This is a genomic window from Kiritimatiella glycovorans (genome assembly GCF_001017655.1).
Taxonomy (GTDB): domain Bacteria; phylum Verrucomicrobiota; class Kiritimatiellia; order Kiritimatiellales; family Kiritimatiellaceae; genus Kiritimatiella; species Kiritimatiella glycovorans.
In genome coordinates this window covers 1,812,233-1,834,505 of record NZ_CP010904.1, presented here as the reverse complement: position 1 = coordinate 1,834,505, position 22,273 = coordinate 1,812,233, and the positions used below count along the sequence as shown (strand labels likewise).

The following is a 22,273-nucleotide window of genomic DNA, read 5'->3' as shown; positions in this document are numbered from 1 at the left end:
ATGCAAGATCAGAGCATGTGTGCGGGAAAACGCACGCCACAAAGAGAAATATGGAGTGCGAGGTTTTGGTTCGGCATCGGTTTCTCGTATTCAGGGCTTCCTGCCGGGCTGGCCGACGGCATCGATGGCTACTACTCTTTCGAGGCGGAAGGTGCATTTTTCGAAGCATCCATGGGCGGAGAGTACGAAGTCATGGACCGGCTCACCCTCGCGCCATCCGCGGTTCTGGGTTGGAACTCGGGCTATATTGCCGACGGCCATGATGGTGCAAATCACTTCGCATTATCGCTGGAGGCCATCACGCCCCTCAAGGACGGACTCGATCTGGTTGCGACCTTCGCCTACTCGTGGGCGATTGATGCCGATCCTGAGCCATATCCCGGTGACGAGGCACTGGAGAACTTCCCCTTCGCTGGCGTGGCCTTGCGCGCCACATTCTGAACATGGCCAGCGACCAGTGCTGCAGACGTATAGGAGTCGACGAGCACACCGCCAGCGCGGGACACACCGACCGTCACATGGCACGACGGAACCCGATCGCTCTCTGCCGGACTGCTCAAGTACGCCGTAGCCGTGGGTATATCCGAAGCGGTCAAGTGGCTGAACGCCACTTGGTAACTTCCCGCCGCTCCGCCGGTTGCGCCCCCTCCACGCCAGAGCGCGCTTGTTCCCTCGCCCCAGCCGGCAAGACCGGTCGCCCAGTACGCGCAGGGGCGCGAACCGGGCTGCCCGGAGGACCGGGCACCGGTCTTGCCGTCCGTTGCTCGGCGCGCGGCTACGGCGTGTCCGGGGCGCAACCGGCTACGTGGCGTCAGACATCCAGAACAGGAGGGGAGAGAAGAAGCGCGCGCCGGGATTGGGATTCGGAGCCTGCTTCGCAGGCCGGAGCCGCCGGGAGGCGGCGACCGACAGGCCCGCCAACGGCGGGCAGTTCGGGAAGCTGGCGGAAGGCGTGATGATGGGAGCGAGAGAAAGAGCGCCGGTCAAAGAGCGTGACGCCAGAGGCCGGACCCGCCTTCGCCGAGCCTCTGGCGAGGCAAGCGAGAGGACGGCCAGACCGCCGACGGCGGCCCAGCCGGAGGCGGAAAGCGCAGCCCCGCCCCAGCGGGGCAAGCACAAGCGGCGCGGCCCAGCGCCGCACCTTGCCGCGCCCGACGTTCAGGAGGGCGCGGAGGAAGGAGCAGTGCGAAGCCGCCTGCCGTTGCCGGTGGACACGCGCTTGACCATCGCGGACACCGACGGCCCGGCAACGGCAGAGTGGCGGAGCCTGCGACTGACGGGACGAGCGGAGGGCTTGGCAGGCCGCGTGCCGTCCGAGTCTTCGAGGACAAGCACGCGGCATGAGCAAGCCCGTAGCGAGGGGGGAAGCGGAGCGGAACGACGGGAGCGGCCAAGCAGGGAGCGTGACGCCTCCGGCGGCACGATCCCTGCCGGACGCGGACGGCGTGGAGCGGAGCGGGGTAGCAGCCGCCGTGACAACGTGACCAACGGGAACGTTGGCGCGGCGGGTGCGGGTAGGGCATCACCGACCACGCCAGGACCGGGGAACGGTTCCTGCGGGGTAGGACAACACCAGCGACGCGACGACCGGGACACGTACCGCGAGCCGCGATAGCGTCGAGCGTGGGGCCGTGTACACGTCCCCACGCTCGACCAGGACAACGACCTTGAAACGCGGTCCCGGTTATGGCCTACTCATCGCCCAGGACGGAGGTTCGCACGAGCGGAAGGAGTCTCCGCCAATTTGGAATCCGGCGATTTTCGGCGACGACGGACCACGGGGCCGGGAACCGGACATGCAAGACGGGATCGGTCTTCGAGCCGAGCGACCGGAAGAGCGTGACGGACTGACCGCCCGCCGCCTGACTGCCTCCTGACAGGGACGCCACATCCGCCGGAAGGATCGGGATGAACTCCGACCATTCGCCAGACGCCGCCGCCGCGACCGTGACGCCGACCGCCGAGGGCTGCGAAATCGCCTTGTTTTCCTCGATTCTTGGACTCTCCACCCGCTTTCCAATGTCGGGAGAAATCGGCGAGCGTGCGGCAGAGCCGCCGCGAAGCCCTGCGATGGGATTCCCGCCGTCGCCGAGGCTATGGCGGGCAAGCCGGGACGGGGCATCCGTCAGACTCGGACTCTGACACGCGCTCCGGCTTCCGTCGGTCTCGGTCTCCTGACCGTCCGCCGACCCGGACACGCCGCCGCCGGACAGAATCGCCGCCGCCAGAAGCAGGTTTGGGGCGCTCCGCGCCAAGGAACCCCGGCGGCAAACTCGCCCCACGGCGCGGGCTTGGCGGCTCCTGGCGTCGCCACGCACCCGCTTGCGGGGCGAGCCTGCCGCTCCCTTCACTAATCTTCACGAACACCATACCGGCCCGACGACCGCCGCCACCACTCCGCGCGCACCGGGCGCGCCACCGCGCGGCGCGGTGTCACGCCCGCTGCAATGCGCTTCGTTCCCTGTTCCGCCTCGTCAACGCCCCGTGTCTCCACTTCAGCGACAACAGCCCGGCATTTCCGATCCGCTTCACGCTATGCTTCTCCCATAGGATGCCGGCTGCTCTGGTCTTGTTGGTTACACTCGCAAAGCAGCAACCAACCGCCGCGCCCCGTCACCGCCACCCACTCCGCGCGCATCGGTCGCGCCACCGCGCAGACGCGGTGTCACGCCCGCTGCGAGGCGCTCCGTTTGCCGCCTGCATCACGCCGGGAGGGTCCCCCTGCAAAGAACGCAGAAACCTGTTGCATCACTTCGCCCGCCGGTCTATTGTCTCCCTATCGCGTAAGAGACGCTTACGACGTCGGGAGGCATATGCACTATCAGATAGCGAGGCTTTCATCGAAGGGGCAATTCGTCATCCCGGAGAACGTGCGGAAGATGCTTGGCCTACGGGCAGGCAGCAAACTGGCGCTGTTCACCGACGGCGAACACATCCTGCTCAAACCGATTCCAACCCCGGACGTATCGGCGTTTCGGAAGATGGCCAAAGAGGCTACGAAGGTAGCGGAAGAGGCGAAGGCCAAACGGAAGGAGGCGAAGCCGTGAAGTTCTTCATCTACGCCCGGAAGTCCACCGAGGACGACAGCCGGCAAGTGCTTTCGATTGACGCACAACTCGACGAACTCCGCATGCTGGCAAGCAAGGATCGGCTCGACGTGGCGCACGAGTACCTCGAAGCGCAGACGGCCAAGAAACCGGGACGCCCGGTCTTCAACGAGATGATGCAGGCGATTGAAGACGGCGACGCCCAGGCAATCCTTGCTTGGCACCCCGACCGGCTGGCCCGGAATTCCATTGACGGAGGACGAATCATCTACGACTTGGACACCGGTAAACTGGCCGCCTTGAAGTTCCCGACGTTCTGGTTTGAGAACACCCCGCAAGGCAAGTTTATCCTGCAAGTGGCATTCGGGCAGAGCAAATACTACGTGGACAACCTTTCGGAGAACATCAAGCGCGGCATACGGAAGAAGCTCCGGGAAGGCATCTATCCGAACATGCCGCCGCCCGGCTACGTGAACGACCGGCGAACGCGCATGATCGTTTTCGACGAAGAGCGAGCGCCGCTTCTCCGTCGGATGTTTGAGACCTACGCAACCGGGCAGTACACGGTTACGGAGATCGCCGCCATGATTCAGGACTGGGGGCTTGTGGGCGTCAGGGGCAAGCCGCTCTCGATGAGTCGCGTACACGCGATTCTCGCCAATCCGTTCTATGTCGGCGTCTTCCGGTTTAGCGGCGAGGTGTACGAAGGCAAACACCCGCCGCTTGTCTCGCGGGAGGTGTTTGACCGCGTGCAGAAGGTTCGCAAGAACCGGGGACGCGGACGCTACACGCGGCGCGCCCGCTACCCGTTCCGGGGCTTGATCCAGTGTCACCATTGCGGATGCGCCATCACCGCCGACGAGCAGAAGGGCCACTCCTACTACCGATGCGGCAAGCGGCGCGGACCTTGCGAGTTGAAGACGATCCGGGAAGAAGCCTTGACGCAGTACCTACGCGCCAGCATCCGGCTTGCCTCGATTCGCGATGACTGGGCCGATGCGATGCTTGCCGAGGTTGAAGCGTGGAAACTCGCCGACACCGCGAGGCAAGCCGAATTGCTGGCGCGGCACAGGGCGGACCTCTCCCGCGCGACCGACCGCTTGAACCGCCTCCTTGACGTGTTCATCGACGGCACCATCACAAAGGAGGACTTCACGAGTCACAAGGAAAGACTCGTTCAGGAAAAGGCGACGCTTGCCGATTCGGTGGCCCGGCTTGAGGGTCACGGGGCCAATCGGTTCAAACCTCTGGCCGACTTCATAACCGCTTCCCGTCAAGCGAAGTACGACGCCGAGACGGACGACCTTGAGGATCTGCGGAACTGGCACAAAAAGACCGGTTCAAACCTGCTTCTGGCGGCGGCGATTCTGTCCGGCGGCGGCGTGTCCGGGTCGGCGGACGGTCAGGAGACCGAGACCGACGGAAGCCGGAGCGCGTGTCAGAGTCCGAGTCTGACGGATGCCCCGTCCCGGCTTGCCCGCCATAGCCTCGGCGACGGCGGGAATCCCATCGCAGGGCTTCGCGGCGGCTCTGCCGCACGCTCGCCGAATTGTCCCGACACTGGGAAGCGGCTGGAGAGTCCAAGAATCGAAGAAAACAAGGCGATTTCGCAGCCCTCGGCGGTCGGCGTCACGGTCGCGGCGGCGGCGTCCGGCGACGTGTCGGAGTTCATCCCGATCCTTCCGGCGGACGTGGCGTCACTGTCAGGAGGCAGTCAGGCGGCGGGCGGTCAGTCCGTCACGCTCTTCCGGTCGCTCGGCTCGAAGACCGATCCCGTCTTGCATGTCCGGTTCCCGGCCCCGTGGTCCGTCGTCGCCGAAAATCGCCGGATTCCAAATTGGCGGAGAGGGGGGGATTCGAACCCCCGATACGCCTTTACGGCGTATACCGGATTAGCAATCCAGCGCATTAAGCCGCTCTGCCACCTCTCCCGGTCGAAGGGCTGAACCTTATAGCGGATGCGCGGGGGCGGAAGCAAGGAGGAACTGGGTCTTGAACCGCGGAAGGTGTTGAGAGAAGGTGTGCGCCATCAGGCGATCCGCAGGAGGTTCTCATGAGCATCGCAGGCAGCGACAAAGGAGCAGGGACCCGTCCGGCGGCCGTGTTTCTCGACCGCGACGGAACCCTTATCGAAGACCGCGGCCACCTGAGAGAGCCGTCGCAGGTGGTTTTCTTTCCCCGTGCCGTCCAGGCGCTGGCCGCGCTGCAGCGCCGTTTCCGTCTTTTCATCGTGACCAACCAGTCGGGGGTGGCGGGAGGCATGGTGGCCATGACCGAGGTCAGGCGGGTCAACCGGCATGTGGTCGATACCCTGCACGCCTCGGGCGTGACCCTTGCGGAGGTGTACGTCTGCCCGCACCACCGGGACGACGGCTGCGCATGTATCAAGCCGAATTCCTACTTTCCGCAGAAGGCCGCGCGCGAACACGGGATCGACCTGTCCCGCTCATACAGCGTCGGAGACCATCCCTGCGATGTCGAACTGGGCACGCGTTTCGGCGGGCAGGGCCTCTACGTGCTCACGGGTCACGGACGCAAACACCGCAGCGAACTTCCGGACGGAACCGTGATCGTCGAAGACCTGCAATCCGCCGCGGACTGGATCCTTTCGCACCGTCCGGCCGACGACGGCCGCGAATGAAATCCCGGCTGAAATCCGCTACATCGGGGTTGACTTCGACCCCAGATCGTTTATCTTCTCCCATCCCTTTTTTACGGTTCCGGCGTAGCTCAATGGTAGAGCGGATGGCTGTTAACCATTAGGTTGTAGGTTCGAGTCCTACCGCCGGAGCCAAAATTCTATCCGCTGAAATCAGCGGTTCTTATTTAACACAAGACCCTGTGGGTTGATCCCCACGGGGTTTTGTCATTTCTGCCCTGCCTTCGCCGACTTACGCCGCCAGCCACATCCTTCCCGATTCTCCATTTCGACGCTCTCCGCCCGGGGTTGCGATGCAACCGTGGGGGGTCAGCCTCGGTTTTCACAAATGTCCTTTCCTGATTCTCCCATTCTCCGTTTTTTGAATCCGGCTATTTAACAGTCCGGTTCCCCAAAGCCCCTGCGCCGACATCAAACGCCATCCTCCGGTAGGTATCAGCCGGAAGCCGAACCAAGTGGTTCGGCGGCAAGTTGATCACCAGACAGCGGATGCGGCCGTGAGAACGGAGACCGTTGTGGGTGCCGGCGAAATCGCTCTCGAGCGATATCGGACGGGCTCCAACGGTTCCTGACCAAGGTCGTTCATCCCGCGGCATCCACAACGGTCCTTCCAGCGGCCTTCCGCGAAGGAGGACCGGATGCAGGCTGAAACCAACATCCCCGACACGATTGAAGCGTTGACCGCCGAAGTCGTCTCAATCCTGGCCCAGGGCTACATGCGCTACCGGAAAGGCCGAAGACTTCCCTCTGATTCCCAAGATTCGGAGGGGAATGTGGCGCAAGTCCAAGAATCTGAGGCGTTTACGGAGAAACGCCTTGATGTTTCGGGCCACCGAAGCCTTCATTCATTCACGAGTTAACGCCCCGAGATTGCGGTGCGGGAGGACCGCACGCGACGGGTGAAACGTGAACCAAGGAGGTTTCGGATGGAAACAACCACATATCAAGAAATCCAGGGGCTCGCCCGGATGACGGTCGGCGAGCTTCGAGAGAAGTATCTCGATGTGTTCGGCGAGGAGACGCGATCCTACCACAAGGAGTTCCTACGCAAACCTTTCACCTGGCGCTACGCCATGATCTTCATCGCCTCGACCGGCGGCAACGACAGTCTCGGTCTGGGTTACTCGGACGACGGGTTGGACTGGCGACTGTATGGAAACGCGCCGATCCTCTCCGGCCTGATCGACGCTCAGGATTGGGAAGGCGCGAACGGCTACGTCTCCTCCTGCCATGCGGAGCGTTTGGCAGACGGCCGATGGTGGATGCTTTACTCCGGCGGTGAAGCTGGAAACGCCTGCATCGGTTATGCCTGGTCCTGGGACCGCATCCATTGAGCGGTGGTCCCGGAAAACGGAGCCAGTGAGGGGCGGATAGACCGCATCGGGTTCTCCCGGTAAAAAGGAGACCGAAAGGAGAACCGATGAAGAAGCCGAGACGAAATCACAGCGCGCAGTTCAAGGCGCGTATCGCGATGGAAGCGTTGCGCGGCATCAAGACCGTGGCGGAGATCGCGGCGGAAAACAACGTGCATCCGACCATGGTGACTCGATGGAAGACGGAGCTCACAGAGGGCGCAGCCGATCTCTTTGAGCGCAAGAACGCGCCGGACCTAGAAAAGCGCGGGCTGGAAAAGAACTGCGAGCGGCTGGAGCGAAAAGTAGGTCAGCTGGTGATTGAGAAGGAGTGGATGGAAAAAAAATGCGTCGAGTTGGGGATCGATCCGTGAGGAAGGCTCTGGTGGATCCTTCTGATGCTCAACGCTCGCTGCGGCGCCAATGTGCTCTGCTGGGCGTCAACCGGAACCGGTTGACGCCGCCGGAGCCCAGGGCGACGATCACGGACTTACGGATTATGAGGATGCTCGACGAACTTCATCTGCGTTTCCCGACGTTCGGGACGCGGGGGCTGCGCCGATTACTCAAGCGCGAACAGGGGCTGAACGTGGGGCGAAAGCGGCTTCGCCGGCTGATGAGGCTCGCGCATATCTCGGCTCTCCGCCCGCGGCCGCGGACCAGCGCACCGGGCAAGGGGCATCGCATCTATCCGTATTTGCTGCGTGGAGTGGATGTTACGCGGCCGAATCAGGTCTGGTGCGCCGATATCACCTATATCCCGATGCCGCGAGGGTATTGCTACCTGGTGGCCGTCATGGACTGGTACAGCCGGAAAGTGCTCGGGTGGGAACTGAGCACCACGATGGATACCGCGTTCTGCCTGCGGGCCTTTCGATCGGCGGTGGCCACGGCCGGACGGGCGCCGGAGATCATGAATACCGATCAGGGCTCGCAGTTCACGTCGACGGATTGGATCAGGGAGATGAAACAGCACGAGGGCTTAAAAATCAGCATGGATGGGACGGGCCGCTGGGTGGACAATGTGTTCATCGAGCGGCTGTGGTGGAGCCTGAAGTATGAGGATGTTTATCTGAAAAGCTATGAAACGCCCCGGGAAACCGGGCGCGGCGTGGGGGCGTGGCTGGAGCGCTACAATACCGAACGTCCGCATTCATCGATCGGGGATCGAACGCCCGATGAGGCGTACTTCGGAATCGAGGCGGAGTCGAAATGGAGAGCGGCATGAAGAGGCGAGTTGCCCACAGCCATGCGACCGTCTCCGACGAGTTCAATGACCCATTCTCGACGGCCGCAGGCTATGGACAACTCGCCGGAGTTGTGGCAGAACACTCGCAGGAAGCGGGAGCCCTGATGCTGACTTAAAGTTCGAAAAAACTGGCTCCGCTATCGGGACCACCGCTCCCCATTGCTCAGGCGCACACCTCCTCGACGGTCATCCGGAACGGCAGACCGCGCTGAATCTCGATGCACGGGATCACGCCGTCGCCCAGCGCCTCCAACTGGGCGAACAGGTCGCGGACCTGGGCCTTGAGAGTGAAGTCAGCCTTGGCGACTTCGGGGCGAGGCCCGTTGTCGCTGCCGAACTTGATCTCGCGGACGACGCGCGGCGGTGGGTCCATGACCGGCTGGCCGTTGCGCACCGGCAGATCAAAGATGCGGCCGAAGTTGATCCGCTGCATCAGCTCAATGAGCCGGACCTGCGAGTCAGACAGACAAGACTTGGTGGGAATGGATCGAGGTTCCTGCATAGCACTTCTCCAACACGGGTGTCACTCGTGAGCAGCGCCCGTTGCGTTGCTCGACACCCTGGGGAGAAATTGCAGGAAACGATGGCCTGAAATGTTTCGGTGCTCGTAACAGGCTGCCATCACGTCGGTTACGGCGAGAGATTTCTGGATTGCAGTTGCAGCAAACGGTGGCAACTGCAATTCCGCACGTTCAGCGGGAGTACTTCCGGATCAGGTTTTCACTCTCGATAGTCTGGAGCATGATTTCCAACTCGCGATCTCCGCTTTCGTTGATTGCCCGCGTCACCGACGATTCGCTTACCTTGATCGCGGCAGCCAGTTGCTTCTGGGTCACGCGAGGCAGATCGAACAGCGAGCCCGTGTCGTCGGCGCTGCGGATCGCGCTTTTCATCGACAGAATCCGCTCGTGCAATTCTCGCTTCAATGCGCCGACCGTGGCGTCGCGAGGACTCTGCTTCTTCTGTTGCCTTTTGCTCGGCGGTGCTTCAACGTCCACCAATTGGACCTCAATCGCATCACGGTCTACAACGATACTGCCGTCGAGATGAACAACCGTTCGCAGTTCGATGATCGACTCACGGGGAATTCCCAGCAGGCCATCGTCTGCCGCCTGGCCAAGATAGAAGAGGACCGGTGACCGGCCCTTAGGTATCGACTGAGCAAGCTGTCCGGCATCAGGCCAGGCCAGCCCTCGCGCTACCCATACCGGTTTGGACTTGCCCGCCAAGGCCGCACGTCCAAGATTCCAGACGCGCCCCGGCACGATCTCGGCTGGCGAACCCTTTGCCGACAGCGCGGTCGCCAGACCGGTCAGGATCGGCCCAAAATGGACAGTCCACTGAAAGAGACGCTCGCGCGGAACCTCAACCCGCCCGTTCTCCGGGCAGTGAATGAAGAACCGCGTTGTCTTGTCGGGATACTGGATCGGCGTGACCTTCTCGACATGATGGTCGAAGCACGCATCGCAGACTACGTGCGTCGCCGTCGAGGACGGGCGCAGGATTTCCAGTTGCGTCAACCGCGTTCTGATCTGCGGCGGCATACCGTCCAGGTCCTCAGCGGCAAAGACCGAGCGCGGGTTGTCAGCCGCTCGCCAGATGATGTCCAAGGGGTCATGCCACATCGATTTCCCACCTCTTGAGATACTTCTCGCCCAGCAGCCTCTGGTCTTCGCGCTTACTCTTCAAAGAGCAGCCGTTCGGGTACGTCACGTCGAAGGTCAGCGACCGACCGTGCCCGTTGCCGTTCAGCTTGAAATTGATCGTCGCCTTGGTGACGTGCAGGATGGACTTGGGCAAGCGGCGGCGATTCAGGTCGTCCTCCAGCATTTCATAGATTCGATCCCGCCCATCTTCCGGGTCGGGTTCCAACGTGATGCGTCCGCGCTTGCGGCCCAGGATTGACAGCCGCATCGCACGCAGCGTTACCTGTTCGATTCCATCTTCGGGATCGGTCTGGAACGTGAAGTTGCGGTCCATCAGGCCATCGAGCTGGTAGGGGTGGACGCCCGGTTCCTCGGCGGGAAGCGGCTCGTCCAGGATGATCCGCGAGAAGATACGCTGCAGCGGCTCGACGACCTTTTTGCCGCCCTTGGCGTACATCTCCAACGTGCAGGTGTCCTTGTCGTAGGCGAAAACGATCTCGAACGCACGCCGCTCCGGCGTCCGCTGAAAATGACCGGCGTCGTCGAAGTTGATGTAGGTGTCGGCGTAGTCGCTCAGATAAACGAAGTAGTAGTGCAGGTCGCCGCCTCGCGGGAAATGCTCGACCTTGCAGTGATGGCCCCGTCCCTGACGGTCACGGTAGAACGCGGACATGGCCTCCTGGAACTCACGTAGGGCTTCCCCGTCCGACTTCGGATCGGCGCAGGGCATGTTGCCGCGCTTCACCCACGACCGACCGCCCCAGAGCGTGTCAGCCTTGGCGAATCGAACCCCCGCGTCCCAGACCGCCGGGCGATTCATGAAGGTCCAGAGCGCCTTGTCGTACCGGCTCTCCATCGGTTCGAGCAGGGGCGAAAGGTCCTCGCCGTGGTACTGGCCTTCCTCGATGATGACGCGCGTGCCGTCCTCGTTCGCCATCTCGTGGACGTCATGGAAGGCGATCTCGATAGCCTTGCGGTCAGCGTCGGGCAGACGCTGCCACGCATCGAAAACGTCGTCCATCTGGGTGTTGCTCAGCTGATCCCATTCCACATCAAGCGGATGGCCTTGCTGCTCGAAGAAATCCTTCAGCAGGGGATTGGAGATCTGCCGCAACACACGCTTCGGGTTAAACTGCTGAGCCATCGATTCGGACTCCTTTCCAGGCCAGCGTAGCGCGTCGCCTAAACACTAAACGCTTGCCTCAAAAAAGAATATGGACCGAGTCATCCTGTGAACAGATCGGGCGCGGGCACCTCGGTCCTGATAAGGCCCAGTCCGATCAACCGTATCTGCATCGCCTGCCCCGACACGTTGAATTGCCGGGCCAGGTCCTTTGCGATATCCACCGTGGGCTGCTCGTCTTCCGCCAGTCCCCATTTGGCCGACAGGTCGGCCATCTCATCCTTGGCGATGTACGGGTCCAAGCTGCCGCACCGCGATTCCCACGCCGCGAAGATCATGTCCTTGGGCATGAGCAGGTAGCCGGAGAACATGTCGGCCTGCCACTCCATCGGTTCTTTCCGCGAACTCGTGCGGCAGACGATGGACGGCTCGGGCTTGTCGCCGAACAGCGACGACTGACCTGCGTTGGCCAGAAAGTGATGGCGGTGAAGTTCCCAGTGCCCCAGCTCATGCGCGAGCGTGAACCGATACCGGCCTTCCTTGGTCGGGTTTTCTTCCGGGTCCAGCGACTGATCGACGAGCACGAGCTTGTCCTGAATCCACGTCGCCCCCAGCACATCGGGCACGCCGATACGCTTGCCCAGGTCGTCGAAGTCGAGCGTCAGCGCGAGATGGGCCTCAAGAATCTCCTCGACCGGCACGGGCGGCTCGACCACGTCCCCGTACTTGCGGCCGTACTCGGCCAGCAGGCACAGGGCGGCGTTCTCGATCTCGCTATGTCGGAGGTATTTCACCTTGGCCATGGTCGCCCCGCGTGTCAGTCCTTTTGTTTGCGTGCCCGGTCCGTGAGCTTGCGAAGCTCCTCTTCCGACATGCCCCGCACGGTGCGGAGCAGATCGGGCAAGGCCTTCGGCCGTTCTTTGATGATCTTCTCGAGTTCCGGATCGACCTTGTTCGCCAGCGACAGCAGTTCGTCCGGGTCCACGTCCAGCAACTGGGCCATCTTCATGATGTTCTCCGCCTTGGGCGGTTTGAATTCGCCGCGCTCGGCCTTGCTCAAAAACGTGGGGCTTATCCCGACCGCCTCCGCGAATTTCCGGAGCGTAAATTTCGGGTCCGTCTTGAGCTTCTCCTCCCGCAGCTCCCTTATCCGTTTTCCGAATGCCAAATTGTCGGTCATCTCATACTCCAATTAGTCTGTGCCTGGTCAGCGACTCCACTGCCAAAGACTGTTTAGTTTACACTAAACGGCAGTGCTGTCAAACCATTTCTTGTCATTTGGGGGAATTTCCTTGAAGTCCCAGTGCTGTTTGATATATTGTTGTTCTGTCTCTTCATCGGAAATGGTGCCGGACAGGAGTAAATGAGATGACAAATCAGGAAGCGTGGGTCGACGCAGATCAGGTGGCCGCCCATCTGGGCGTTCAGAAACCCTCAATATATAGATGGGTCGAAAAAGAGGGCCTGCCCGCGCAGCGTGTCGGCAGGCTGCTTCGTTTCAAGCTGTCGGAGGTGGATGAGTGGGTCCGGCGAGGGGGCGGGGAGAGTTCAGGCGGAGACGCCGAACCCGGGAATGCCGACAAGATGCGCAAGGAGTAAAAAAGGCCATGGAAAACGGGCAACTGAATTGGATTGCTAATTTCATCTGGGGCATTGCGGATGACGTGCTCCGCGACGTCTACGTGCGCGGTAAGTATCGCGACGTGATCCTGCCCATGACGGTCATCCGCCGTCTTGACGCCTGCCTGGAGTCCACTAAGCAGGACGTCCTGAAGATGAGCGAACAGCTCGACAAGGCGGGCGTCGCCAACAAGGTCGGCGCTTTGTCGAAAGCCGCCGGTCCCGACGCCAACCACGCCTTCTATAACGACTCGCCGTTCACGCTTCGCGACCTCCAGGCCCGCGCCAAGCAGCAACAGCTCAAGGCCGACTTTGAAGCCTACCTCGATGGCTTCAGCCCGAACGTTCAGGAGATACTCGACAAATTCAAGTTCCGCAACCAGATTCCCACGCTGGTTGACGCGGATGCGCTTGGTCCGCTCATCGAGAAATTCCTTAACCCCGACATCAACCTCAGCCCGCACCCGGTCCGCGACGCCGAGGGCACCGTCCGCCTGCCCGGCCTGGACAACCACGCCATGGGCACGATCTTCGAGGAGCTGATCCGCCGCTTCAACGAGGAGAACAACGAGGAGGCGGGCGAGCACTTCACACCCCGCGACGTCGTCAAGCTAATGGCCAACCTGATCTTCTGGCCCATCGCCGATGACATCCAATCCGCCACGTATCGCGTCTATGACGGCGCGTGCGGCACCGGCGGCATGCTGACTGTCGCCGAGGATACCCTCCGCGACCTCGCCAACAGTCGCGGCAAGGACGTCTCCATCCACCTGTTCGGCCAGGAGGTCAACCCCGAAACCTACGCCATCAGCAAGGCCGACCTGCTGCTCAAGGGCGAAGGCCAGGGCGCGGAGAACATGAAGTTCGGCTCGACGCTCTCCCGCGACGCCTTCCCCTCCGGCGAGTTCGACTTCATGCTCTCCAATCCGCCGTACGGCAAGAGCTGGAAGACCGACCTCGACCGCATGGGCGGCAAGAAGGACATGTCCGATCACCGTTTTGTAGTCCAGCACGACGGCGACGAGCTATCCCTCATCACCCGTTCAAGCGATGGCCAGCTCCTGTTCCTCGTTAATAAGCTAACGAAAATGGTCGAGCCCACTGACCGCAGCCCCCTCGGTAGCCGCATTGCAGAGGTCCACAACGGATCGTCCCTGTTCACCGGCGACGCAGGCCAAGGCGAGTCCAACATCCGCCGCTGGATTATCGAGAACGACTGGCTGGAGGCGATCATCGCGCTGCCAAACAACATGTTCTACAACACCCAGATGGAGACGTTTATTTGGGTGCTCACGAACACGAAGCCGATGCACCGCAAGGGTAGGATTCAACTCATCGACGCGACAGAAATACACCAGCCCCTCCGCAAGAGTCTGGGAGCGAAGAACTGCGAGTTTTCCGACCAGCAGATTAAGCAGATCTGTGAGATATTCCTCGCCTTCGAGGAAACCGAGCAGTCGAAGATCTTCCCCAATGCCGCGTTCGGCTACTGGAAGATTCGCGTCGAACGCCCACTTCGTCTGCACAGCCAGTTGACCCGCAAGGCAATCCAGGGCCTGCGATACGCTTCAGGCGACGAGGACATCCGCCAGGCCCTGCACGAAGAATACGGCGATGCGCTCTTCGAGAACTTCTCGTCCGTGCGCAAGCAGGTCGAGCAGACCCTCCGCGATTGGGGCGGCAACGGGGACGAGGACTCCGACGGAGATGAAGACAGCGATGCGCCCAAGCGAACGGCCATCCCGGAGAAGAAACGCAAGAAGCTGCTCAAGGCCGACACCTGGAAGCGGGACAAAAAACTCTATGACGCCGCCCGTGCCCTGCGGGACGAACTCGGTGAGAATGTCTTCACCGATCACAACATCTTCCGCAATGCCGTCAGTGATGCGCTGAAGAATCTTGGCATCAAGCTGTCCGCCGGTGAGCAGAAGATCATCCTGAATAGCGTGAGTTGGCGGGTTGAGGATGCACCTCCGGTCATCAAGAAGGTCCACAAGCCCGGCAAGGCCGAAATCGATCCGCTCTACGGCCTCTATGAGATCGAGAGCGACGGCAACCCAATGGTTGTTGAGTACGAGCCGGATTCCGAACTCAGGCAGCATGAGAGAATCCCGCTGATGTACCAAGGCGGCGAACCGGCATTCTATCAGAACGAGATTCTACCCCATGCATCGGATGCGTGGCTCTCAGTCCCACGTGTCTTGGGATATCGCATTCCATTCAACAAGATCTTCTTTAAGCCCCCGCGCATTCAGGACATCGATAGCCTAACGGCTAAAACTGACGCCTTGCTGATTGAAGCAAATAATAGAACACATACCAGAGAGCAACTGCTGCCGGGTGTGCGACAGGCGATCACCCAGGATACCCCGATATCGCTGGAGGATAATGGGCCTGATATTGACAACATCGGCACGCGGTGGATGGGGCGGGTGCCTTCACATTGGGAGATTGAGAAGGCCAAGCATGTATTTCGGGAAGTCGTAGACAAGGGCCATCCGGATGAAGAGCTATTGTCGGTCACACAGTCGCAGGGGGTCGTGCCTCGCTCTGCGCTGGATATCAGTGTTGTGATGCCCGGAGGCGATGTATCCAGCTATAAGCTGGTGCAGCCTGGGGACTTCATTATAAGCCTCCGCTCATTCCAAGGGGGGATAGAGTACTCAGCTTGTAGGGGCATCGTGAGCCCAGCCTACGTTGTCATGCGGCCGAAACGCCGTATTCATGAGGCGTTTTTTACATACTTGATGAAGACCCCGCGATTCATAGCCGAACTTGCAACCGCCGTGTCGGGAGTTCGGCAAGGGAAGAACATCACATACGAGGACTTCTCAGAGATTCTGGTACCCATTCCCCCCATTGAGGAGCAGGTTCAGATAGCCGATCGCATCAGATCCCTCATCCAGCTGGCAGAAACGCATCAACAGCTAAGCCAATCGATACGAGAGGAGGCTGCTATCGCGGCGAATGAGCTTGTAGCGGGCCAGTTGCCATGTGTTGCGGAACGGTCAGAGGATGGAGTGAATTTGTCATGACTGCATGGACCGACACTAGCGAAAAAGGGCTGGAAACGCTGATCGTCGAGTCACTCGTCAACGATGCGGGCTACGTCCAGGGCAGCAATGCCGACTACGGCCGCGAGCATGTAATCGACCTGGCGAAGCTACGCGAGTTTCTGGAGGCCACCCAGCCCGAGACCGCCGAGACCCTGGCGCTGGATCAGGATTGCCCAAAGCGGACACAGTTCCTGCATCGCCTCGACGCAGAGATAGCCAAGCGCGGCGTCATCGATGTGCTGCGCAAGGGCGTCAAGCATGGGCCGGTGAGCTTGGACCTGTTCTACGGGACCCCCACGCCGGGCAACACCAAGGCGGCCCAGTTGCACGCAGCCAATATCTTCAGTGTGACGCGGCAGCTTCGCTACAGCCAAGACGAGACTCAACTCGCCCTGGACATGGGCATCTTCATCAACGGTCTGCCGGTAGCAACGTTCGAGTTGAAGAATTCGCTGACCAAGCAGACGGTCGATGACGCCGTGCGGCAGTACAAGCGGGATCGCAGCCCGAACGAGCCACTGTTCAAGTTCGGTCGATGCGTGGTGCATTTTGCCGTGGACGACCACGAGGTGCAGATGTGTACGCACCTGAAGGGCAAGGACTCGTGGTTCCTGCCTTTCAACCAGGGCTGGAATGATGGGGCCGGAAACCCGCCCAATCCCAATGGGCTGAAGACGGACTACCTCTGGAAGCGCATTCTCACCAAGCCCGGCCTGACAGATGTGCTGGAAAACTACGCCGAGATCGTCGAAGAGAAAGACGAACGCGGCCGCAAGAAACACCCCAAGCAGATATTCCCGCGCTATCACCAGCTCGACGTGGTCCGCAAGCTCCTGGCCGACGCGGCCGCCAAGGGCGCGGGTGAGAAGTACCTCATCCAGCACTCGGCGGGCAGCGGCAAGAGCAACTCCATCGCCTGGCTGGCCCATCAGTTGATCGGCCTGGAGGATGGGGGCAAGGCCATTTTCGATTCCGTCGTGGTCATCACGGACCGGCGCGTGCTCGATAAGCAGATCCGCAACACGATCAAACAGTTTGCCCAAGTATCCTCGGTGATCGGGGCGGTAACGGGTGACTCCGGCAGCAAGACGCAACAGCTCAGCAGCTTCCTGAAGGCGGGCAAGAAGATCATCATTTCCACGGTGCAGACGTTCCCGTTCATCCTCGACGAGATAGGAGACGAGCATCGCGGGAAACGGTTTGCCATAATCATCGACGAGGCTCACTCCAGCCAGGGCGGGAAGACTTCGGCGAAAATGCACATGGCGCTTTCTGATAAGGGCGGCGAAGAAGAAGATGAGACCTTCGAGGACAAAGTCAACAAGATCATGGAATCGCGAAAGATGCTGGGGAATGCCAGCTACTTCGCATTCACGGCCACGCCCAAGAACAAGACGCTGGAGATCTTCGGCATCCCCGGCAAGCCGGTGGACGGGAAGATTCCGCACCAGCCGTTCCATAGCTACACGATGAAGCAGGCGATCCAGGAAGGATTCATCCTGGATGTTCTTGCGCATTACACCCCCGTCGACACTTGGAGTCGTCTGGCCAAGGAAGTCGAGGATGATCCGGAGTTCGATACAAAGAAGGCGCTGAAGAAGCTGCGTCGCTACGTGGAGTCGCACGATCACGCCATCCGGACGAAGGCTGAGATCATGGTCGACCACTTTCACGAACAGGTGATTGCTCGGCGGAAGATCGGCGGGCGGGCACGGGCCATGATTATCTGCAGCAGTATCAAGCGGGCGATCCAGTACTACGACGCCGTCACGGCGTACCTCAAGGAGCGAAAGAGCCCGTACCACGCAATCGTAGCGTTCTCCGACTTCGAACAGGATGGCAAGAAGATCACCGAGGGCTCTATGAACGGGTTCCCGAGCGGCAAGATCGAGGAATACATCAAAGCGGGCGAGATCAAGGGCATACCCGGCAAAGACCCGTATCGATTTCTGATCGTTGCGGACAAGTTCCAGACCGGCTACGACGAGCCGCTGCTACACACAATGTATGTGGACAAGGTGCTTTCCGGCATCAAGGCGGTGCAGACACTGTCGCGACTGAATCGCGCGCATCCGCAGAAGACCGACACCTTCGTGCTGGATTTCATGAACGATGCGGACACGATCACCGACGCGTTCTCCGACTACTACCGCACGACGGTGCTGAGCGAAGAAACCGATCCGAACAAGCTGCACGACCTCAAAGCGGCTTTGGATGGTTACCAGGTGTATGCCGATGAACAGGTCGACCAACTGGTCCGGCTGTTTCTCGACGGCGAAGATCGGGACAAGCTGGACCCGATTCTGGACGCATGCGTGAGCGTCTACAACGACGAACTTGATGAGGATGGCCAGGTTGATTTCAAGGGCAAAGCCAAGACGTTCACTCGGACGTATCAGTTTCTGGCCTCGGTTCTGCCATACACCAACGCCGCGTGGGAGAAATTGTCTATCTTCCTGAATTTTCTGATTCCCAAGCTCCCAGCCCCTGTTGAGCCGGACCTTTCAAAAGGCATTCTGGAAGCCATCGACATGGACAGCTACCGCGCCGAAGTGCAGCAGACAATGCAGCTCACGCTTCCGGATGCGGATGCCGAAATCGGCCCTGTTCCGACAAGTGGCGGCGGACGCAAGCCGGAACCCGAATTGGACGCGCTAAGCAACATCATCAAAGCGTTCAATGACCGGTTTGGCAACATCGAGTGGGAAGACGCAGACCGCATCCGCAAAGTGATCACCGAAGACATCCCAGCCAAAGTGAAAGAGGACCAGGCATACCTGAACGCGATCAAGAACAGCAGCAAATCGGCGGCGCGGCTGGAGCACGACCGAGCCTTGGAAAAGGTGGTGATCGGGATGCTGTCCGACCACACGGAGCTGTTCAAGCAGTTCAGCGACAACCCCGGCTTCAAGAAGTGGCTGGCGGACACGATTTTCGGTGTGACCTATGACGACAGCGCCGCATGAGACGCAGAAAGGGCGAAACATGAACTACGACCCGGTGCCAACATCGCATAACGGCGTCGCGCCCGAGTTGGGAGACTGCTCCAGTTCAAACTGCCCGAAGTCGATGAGTCGGTGCGTGATTGTGGTGGCGATAACGAACCAAAAGCACAATCGAATGATGGGCGCTAGTTCAACAAGGATCGTTACCATCCCGGAGAGTATGTCATGAATAGTGACCCCCAAAAACAAGTTGGATATTTGCAGCAATGCCTATCGAGCGACAAGAAACCTCTGGGCTTATTTCTGGGCGCTGGCTGCCCGGTGTCTGTGCGAATCGAAGATGGCAAGAAAGCATTGATACCGGACATAGCGGGATTGACGGAAGTCGTCCGCAAGAGACTGTCTGATGGCAAAGAAACCAAACCACTTCTGGGCATCTTGGATAAGCACTTCAAGGAAGATTGCCGAAATGACACAACCGTGGAGGACATGCTTAGCCATATCCGCGCCCTGCGTGTGGTTGCCGGTGGCTCAAAGGTTCGGGATCTCTCTGCTGACGACCTCGACAAACTCGACGCGGATATCTGCCAGATCATCCATGAGTTGGTGGACCAAGCCCTGCCTTCCAGTGAAACGCCATACCACAGCACAGCCGTGTGGGCGGATGCCGTTCCTCGGGAAATACCTGTCGAGATATTCACAACCAATTACGACCTCTTGATGGAACAGGCGTTTGAAGACCGCCGCGTTCCATACTTCGACGGCTTTGCGGGTTCCTTGAGTCCATTCTTTGATATACGAGCGATGGAGGAGGACAAACTTCCACCGCGCTGGGCCCGCCTATGGAAACTGCACGGCTCTGTCAACTGGTTCCAACACGTGGAGAAGGGAGTTCTCCGGGGTTCCTCGGGCAAATCAGATCTCCCCCGGGTCATACACCCATCGCACTTGAAGTACGACGAGAGCAGAAGAATGCCTTACCTGGCCATGATCGATAGGCTCAGGGCATTCTTGAAACAGCCTTCTTCAGCACTCGTGCTGTGCGGTTACTCATTCCGAGACGACCATCTCAACGAAGTAATCATGCAGGGGCTGCAAAGTACTCAGACCGCTATCGCCTTTGCTTTGCTCTACGACAAACTTGAAGAGTACAAAAAGGCCAAGGATCTCGCTCTCGGGCGACCAAACCTCTCTCTCCTGGCAAGGGATGGAGGACTTGTTAGCGGTCAAGAAGTCCAATGGCCGGAGAAAGACTCGGAGTCTGTCCCTACCAATAACATGACTGGCCTGGATTGGCCTCCCATTGATCCGGCGGATGAGCAAGGCAAACGGATCACACACTTCACGCTTGGTGACTTCGCCGAATTGGGTAAGTTCCTGCGAGAACTTGTCGGGCAGAGCCGCCAGTCATTGGAGGCTACCAATGCCGAATAGCCCAACCTATCTCGGAACGGTTCAGGACGTTCAAGGCGCAACCATCAGCATCGCGCTTGACAAGGACACAGTATCTGGGTTGGCCTTCATCGATGGTCATGGTTATCGGATCGGACAGATCGGGAGCTTTGTCCGCGTGTCGATCGGCTTCACCGACCTCTTCGGGATTGTGTCGCAGGTCGGCGCGGGTGCCGTACCCGAGTCATTAGCACAGATCGAGCCTTACGGTTATCGATGGATGAAGGTTCAGCTTGTCGGAGAAGGTCATCGGTCAGGCGAGTTCAAGCGCGGCATTTCGCAATATCCAACCATTGGTGATAACGCACACCTCGTTACAGAGCAAGACCTGCGTAGCATTTATGGTCCAGGCGAACCCGATGATTTTGTTTCAGTGGGCCACTTGGCAAGCACCGAGGCAATTCCCGCCCTTGTCAACATCAACACACTAATCACCCGCCATGCGGCAGTAGTTGGCACAACTGGATCAGGAAAGTCGACCACCGTCGCTGGACTTCTTACATCTCTCGCAGATTCGAATCGCTATCCTTCAGCGCGCATTCTTGTGCTCGATATTCACGGGGAGTACGGCAAGGCGCTCGCGGATTGCAGCACAGTGTTCCGTGTCACCGCTGCTGATGAGGATAAGGGCGAACGCCCCCTGCATATCCCTTTCTGGGCATTAAGCTTCGATGAATTGATCAAGGTTGGCTTTGGAGGTCTTGACGGACAAAAGGCCGCCACACTTACTGACTCTGTGCTTCTCCTTAAGAGAGAGTCATTAACACAAAGCCCGTGTGAAGGAGTAACCAAAGAGACAGTTACCGTTGATTCCCCTGTGCCGTTCTGCGTTCACAAATTATGGCTTGAGCTTCATAAACGAGAGCACTTGACTGTTGTCCCGAAGCCGGGCGGAAGTGCGGGTGAGCTGGAGCCAGCCTACGTCCTGGATTCGAGTGGCCAACCGGAGCAAACTGGGGATGCCATGTCTGTTACGCCTCCTGCATACCGCACTGTAAAAACAACTGGGCCAGCGGAAGAACGCGTCCAACACGGAACAGGGGGCATTGGAATTCGCCAGCAATTGGCCAGCTTGGCGTCGAAACTTCGCGACCCTCGTTTTGGTTTCTTGTTTAACCCGGGCGATTGGCTACCAGACGTTGAGGGAAAGACAGTAAAAGATCTCGACGCCCTGCTACAGGATTGGATTGGTGGAGATAGCCCAATTACGATCTTGGACCTCTCCGGTATTCCGTCCGCGGTACTTAATGACTTGGTCGGAGCATTGCTGCGGATCATTTACGATGCTCTTTTTTGGGCAAGAAAACTGCCCGAAGGAGGCCGAGAACGCCCACTCCTCGTTGTCCTGGAAGAAGCTCATGCATACTTGAGCGCAGATAGTTCCGAAGCAGCTTCTATGGCGGTGCGGCGTATTGCAAAGGAAGGACGGAAGTATGGTGTTGGCCTGATGCTTGTTAGCCAACGCCCATCAGAGATTGATTCCACAATCTTGTCGCAATGCGGCACCATCTGCGCCATGCGATTGGCTAACGAGACAGACCGAGGCCATGTGACCAGTGCCGCATCGGACAGCCTCAAAGGCCTGTTCGATATGTTGCCAGTGCTTCGTACAGGTGAAGCTATCATTGTGGGCGAAGCTGTCTCTCTTCCAATCCGCACATTGATTGATCCTCCCGCCAAGAACCGGAAGCCAGATAGTGAAGACCCCCGAGTGGTTGTGCGCGGAAGTCTCCAACTGGATGGATTTGATGGTGCGGGTGGTTGGAATCAAAAGCGTGACGTACCAGACTACGGGGCAGTCGTTCGCCTGTGGCGGAAACAGAGTCCCCATTACGAACACAAGAAGGCCCCTCCCAACACTGTTAACCCACCGCAAAACGACAAGGAGACATAACCATGACAAATTGGACCGAATCACCGGAATCGTCAAACATTACCCGCTTCGGATACGATGAAGCTAGCCAAGTGTTGTTTGTTGAGTTCAAAAACGGCAGTGTCTACCAGTACTTCGACGTGCCCAGTACTCTTTTTGAGCAAATGAAGGCGGCTCCATCCAAGGGGGGCTTCTTGGCACAGAACATCAAGGGAACATATAGATATGCACGCACATAACGCACACATGTT

Annotated in this window: 19 protein-coding genes, 2 tRNA genes and 2 pseudogenes; 15 read left to right on the top strand and 8 right to left on the bottom strand. The window is 59.6% G+C overall.

Annotated features, from left to right (window positions below; all coding sequences use genetic code 11):
- A complete protein-coding gene (locus L21SP4_RS07585) occupies positions 1 to 441 on the top strand; it encodes a hypothetical protein (RefSeq protein WP_052882088.1) in 441 nt (146 codons plus the stop codon).
- Positions 442 to 1,691: 1,250 nt separating this feature from the next.
- On the opposite strand, the gene L21SP4_RS07580 is transcribed toward L21SP4_RS07585, so the two are convergent.
- A complete protein-coding gene (locus L21SP4_RS07580; protein WP_052882087.1) occupies positions 1,692 to 2,255 on the bottom strand; it encodes a hypothetical protein in 564 nt (187 codons plus the stop codon).
- A 192-nt stretch (positions 2,256 to 2,447) separates the two neighbouring features.
- On the opposite strand from L21SP4_RS07580, the gene L21SP4_RS13510 reads away from it, so the two are divergent.
- Positions 2,448 to 3,047, top strand: a complete 600-nt coding sequence (locus L21SP4_RS13510) for an AbrB/MazE/SpoVT family DNA-binding domain-containing protein (RefSeq protein ID WP_082116618.1) — start codon at positions 2,448 to 2,450, stop codon at positions 3,045 to 3,047.
- Positions 3,044 to 3,940 (top strand): annotated as a pseudogene (locus L21SP4_RS13505) (recombinase family protein); the annotation flags it as partial. The gene L21SP4_RS13510 and the pseudogene L21SP4_RS13505, both read left to right, overlap by 4 nt.
- A 57-nt stretch (positions 3,941 to 3,997) precedes the next feature.
- On the opposite strand, the gene L21SP4_RS07570 reads toward L21SP4_RS13505, so the two are convergent.
- A complete protein-coding gene (locus L21SP4_RS07570; protein WP_052882085.1) occupies positions 3,998 to 4,375 on the bottom strand; it encodes a hypothetical protein in 378 nt (125 codons plus the stop codon).
- Between the two features lie 510 nt (positions 4,376 to 4,885).
- A tRNA-Ser gene (locus L21SP4_RS07565) sits at positions 4,886 to 4,978 on the bottom strand.
- A gap of 122 nt (positions 4,979 to 5,100) precedes the next feature.
- Here L21SP4_RS07565 and L21SP4_RS07560 point away from each other — a divergent pair.
- The 5 genes from L21SP4_RS07560 to L21SP4_RS07535 all read left to right on the top strand — a co-directional run bounded on the left by L21SP4_RS07560 (position 5,101) and on the right by L21SP4_RS07535 (position 8,286).
- A complete protein-coding gene (locus L21SP4_RS07560; protein WP_052882084.1) occupies positions 5,101 to 5,688 on the top strand; it encodes a D-glycero-alpha-D-manno-heptose-1,7-bisphosphate 7-phosphatase in 588 nt (195 codons plus the stop codon).
- A gap of 78 nt (positions 5,689 to 5,766) precedes the next feature.
- Positions 5,767 to 5,841, top strand: a tRNA-Asn gene (locus L21SP4_RS07555).
- Between the two features lie 503 nt (positions 5,842 to 6,344).
- On the top strand, positions 6,345 to 6,566 hold the full coding sequence (locus tag L21SP4_RS07550) for a hypothetical protein (RefSeq protein ID WP_052882083.1): 222 nt from the start codon (positions 6,345 to 6,347) through the stop codon (positions 6,564 to 6,566).
- A 66-nt stretch (positions 6,567 to 6,632) separates the two neighbouring features.
- Positions 6,633 to 7,040, top strand: coding sequence for a glycoside hydrolase family protein (locus L21SP4_RS13220; protein ID WP_052882082.1), 408 nt, complete (start codon positions 6,633 to 6,635; stop codon positions 7,038 to 7,040).
- Between the two features lie 86 nt (positions 7,041 to 7,126).
- Positions 7,127 to 8,286, top strand: a protein-coding gene (locus L21SP4_RS07535) for an IS3 family transposase (protein ID WP_096335068.1) whose coding sequence is annotated in 2 segments (ribosomal slippage) — positions 7,127 to 7,408 and positions 7,411 to 8,286 — 1,158 coding nt in all. Because the reading frame shifts where the segments join, the coding sequence is not laid out codon by codon here.
- 184 nt (positions 8,287 to 8,470) lie between these two features.
- Here the strand turns inward: L21SP4_RS07535 and L21SP4_RS07530 are convergent.
- From L21SP4_RS07530 to L21SP4_RS07510, 5 genes are all read right to left on the bottom strand, one after another.
- The gene (locus L21SP4_RS07530) at positions 8,471 to 8,809 is read right to left on the bottom strand and encodes a hypothetical protein (protein WP_052882081.1); all 339 of its coding nucleotides are present in this window, start codon (positions 8,807 to 8,809) and stop codon (positions 8,471 to 8,473) included.
- Positions 8,810 to 8,999: 190 nt separating this feature from the next.
- A complete protein-coding gene (locus tag L21SP4_RS07525) occupies positions 9,000 to 9,932 on the bottom strand; it encodes a hypothetical protein (RefSeq protein ID WP_052882080.1) in 933 nt (310 codons plus the stop codon).
- Positions 9,922 to 11,097, bottom strand: coding sequence for a hypothetical protein (locus L21SP4_RS07520; protein WP_052882079.1), 1,176 nt, complete (start codon positions 11,095 to 11,097; stop codon positions 9,922 to 9,924). The genes L21SP4_RS07525 and L21SP4_RS07520 overlap by 11 nt, the downstream gene beginning before the upstream one ends.
- A gap of 80 nt (positions 11,098 to 11,177) precedes the next feature.
- A complete protein-coding gene (locus tag L21SP4_RS07515; protein ID WP_052882078.1) occupies positions 11,178 to 11,879 on the bottom strand; it encodes an ImmA/IrrE family metallo-endopeptidase in 702 nt (233 codons plus the stop codon).
- A gap of 14 nt (positions 11,880 to 11,893) precedes the next feature.
- Positions 11,894 to 12,256: a helix-turn-helix domain-containing protein gene (locus L21SP4_RS07510; RefSeq protein WP_074041568.1), complete on the bottom strand. Its 363-nt coding sequence runs from the start codon at positions 12,254 to 12,256 to the stop codon at positions 11,894 to 11,896.
- A 188-nt stretch (positions 12,257 to 12,444) separates the two neighbouring features.
- Here L21SP4_RS07510 and L21SP4_RS07505 point away from each other — a divergent pair, with 188 nt between their 5' ends.
- From L21SP4_RS07505 to L21SP4_RS07480, 7 genes and pseudogenes are all read left to right on the top strand, one after another.
- Positions 12,445 to 12,675, top strand: coding sequence for a helix-turn-helix domain-containing protein (locus L21SP4_RS07505; RefSeq protein WP_052882076.1), 231 nt, complete (start codon positions 12,445 to 12,447; stop codon positions 12,673 to 12,675).
- 8 nt (positions 12,676 to 12,683) lie between these two features.
- Positions 12,684 to 14,996, top strand: a pseudogene (locus L21SP4_RS07500) (type I restriction-modification system subunit M); the annotation flags it as partial.
- 123 nt (positions 14,997 to 15,119) lie between these two features.
- On the top strand, positions 15,120 to 15,731 hold the full coding sequence (locus tag L21SP4_RS13500) for a restriction endonuclease subunit S (RefSeq protein WP_417999898.1): 612 nt from the start codon (positions 15,120 to 15,122) through the stop codon (positions 15,729 to 15,731).
- The gene (locus L21SP4_RS07495; protein WP_052882075.1) at positions 15,728 to 18,718 is read left to right on the top strand and encodes a type I restriction endonuclease subunit R; all 2,991 of its coding nucleotides are present in this window, start codon (positions 15,728 to 15,730) and stop codon (positions 18,716 to 18,718) included. The genes L21SP4_RS13500 and L21SP4_RS07495 overlap by 4 nt, the downstream gene beginning before the upstream one ends.
- Before the next feature lie 204 nt (positions 18,719 to 18,922).
- Positions 18,923 to 20,131: an SIR2 family NAD-dependent protein deacylase gene (locus L21SP4_RS07490; protein ID WP_052882074.1), complete on the top strand. Its 1,209-nt coding sequence runs from the start codon at positions 18,923 to 18,925 to the stop codon at positions 20,129 to 20,131.
- Complete coding sequence (locus L21SP4_RS07485) at positions 20,121 to 22,043, top strand: ATP-binding protein (protein WP_052882073.1); 1,923 nt, start codon at positions 20,121 to 20,123, stop codon at positions 22,041 to 22,043. Before L21SP4_RS07490 ends, L21SP4_RS07485 begins: the two co-directional genes overlap by 11 nt.
- 2 nt (positions 22,044 to 22,045) lie before the next feature.
- The gene (locus L21SP4_RS07480) at positions 22,046 to 22,261 is read left to right on the top strand and encodes a KTSC domain-containing protein (RefSeq protein WP_052882072.1); all 216 of its coding nucleotides are present in this window, start codon (positions 22,046 to 22,048) and stop codon (positions 22,259 to 22,261) included.
- Positions 22,262 to 22,273: the final 12 nt, after the last annotated feature.

What these genes read in the sequence shown, in the direction of transcription:
- L21SP4_RS07585 (WP_052882088.1), top strand. Translation starts at nt 1, where the DNA reads ATGCAAGATCAGAGCATGTGTGCGGGAAAACGCACGCCACAAAGAGAA.
- L21SP4_RS07490 (WP_052882074.1), top strand. Translation starts at nt 18,923, where the DNA reads ATGAATAGTGACCCCCAAAAACAAGTTGGATATTTGCAGCAATGCCTA.
- L21SP4_RS13500 (WP_417999898.1), top strand. Translation starts at nt 15,120, where the DNA reads ATGGGGCGGGTGCCTTCACATTGGGAGATTGAGAAGGCCAAGCATGTA.
- L21SP4_RS07560 (WP_052882084.1), top strand. Translation starts at nt 5,101, where the DNA reads ATGAGCATCGCAGGCAGCGACAAAGGAGCAGGGACCCGTCCGGCGGCC.
- L21SP4_RS07525 (WP_052882080.1), bottom strand. Translation starts at nt 9,932, where the DNA reads ATGTGGCATGACCCCTTGGACATCATCTGGCGAGCGGCTGACAACCCG.
- L21SP4_RS07485 (WP_052882073.1), top strand. Translation starts at nt 20,121, where the DNA reads ATGCCGAATAGCCCAACCTATCTCGGAACGGTTCAGGACGTTCAAGGC.
- L21SP4_RS07515 (WP_052882078.1), bottom strand. Translation starts at nt 11,879, where the DNA reads ATGGCCAAGGTGAAATACCTCCGACATAGCGAGATCGAGAACGCCGCC.
- L21SP4_RS07495 (WP_052882075.1), top strand. Translation starts at nt 15,728, where the DNA reads ATGACTGCATGGACCGACACTAGCGAAAAAGGGCTGGAAACGCTGATC.
- L21SP4_RS07480 (WP_052882072.1), top strand. Translation starts at nt 22,046, where the DNA reads ATGACAAATTGGACCGAATCACCGGAATCGTCAAACATTACCCGCTTC.
- L21SP4_RS07550 (WP_052882083.1), top strand. Translation starts at nt 6,345, where the DNA reads ATGCAGGCTGAAACCAACATCCCCGACACGATTGAAGCGTTGACCGCC.
- L21SP4_RS07505 (WP_052882076.1), top strand. Translation starts at nt 12,445, where the DNA reads ATGACAAATCAGGAAGCGTGGGTCGACGCAGATCAGGTGGCCGCCCAT.
- L21SP4_RS07530 (WP_052882081.1), bottom strand. Translation starts at nt 8,809, where the DNA reads ATGCAGGAACCTCGATCCATTCCCACCAAGTCTTGTCTGTCTGACTCG.
- L21SP4_RS13510 (WP_082116618.1), top strand. Translation starts at nt 2,448, where the DNA reads ATGCGCTTCGTTCCCTGTTCCGCCTCGTCAACGCCCCGTGTCTCCACT.
- L21SP4_RS07510 (WP_074041568.1), bottom strand. Translation starts at nt 12,256, where the DNA reads ATGACCGACAATTTGGCATTCGGAAAACGGATAAGGGAGCTGCGGGAG.
- L21SP4_RS07520 (WP_052882079.1), bottom strand. Translation starts at nt 11,097, where the DNA reads ATGGCTCAGCAGTTTAACCCGAAGCGTGTGTTGCGGCAGATCTCCAAT.
- L21SP4_RS13220 (WP_052882082.1), top strand. Translation starts at nt 6,633, where the DNA reads ATGGAAACAACCACATATCAAGAAATCCAGGGGCTCGCCCGGATGACG.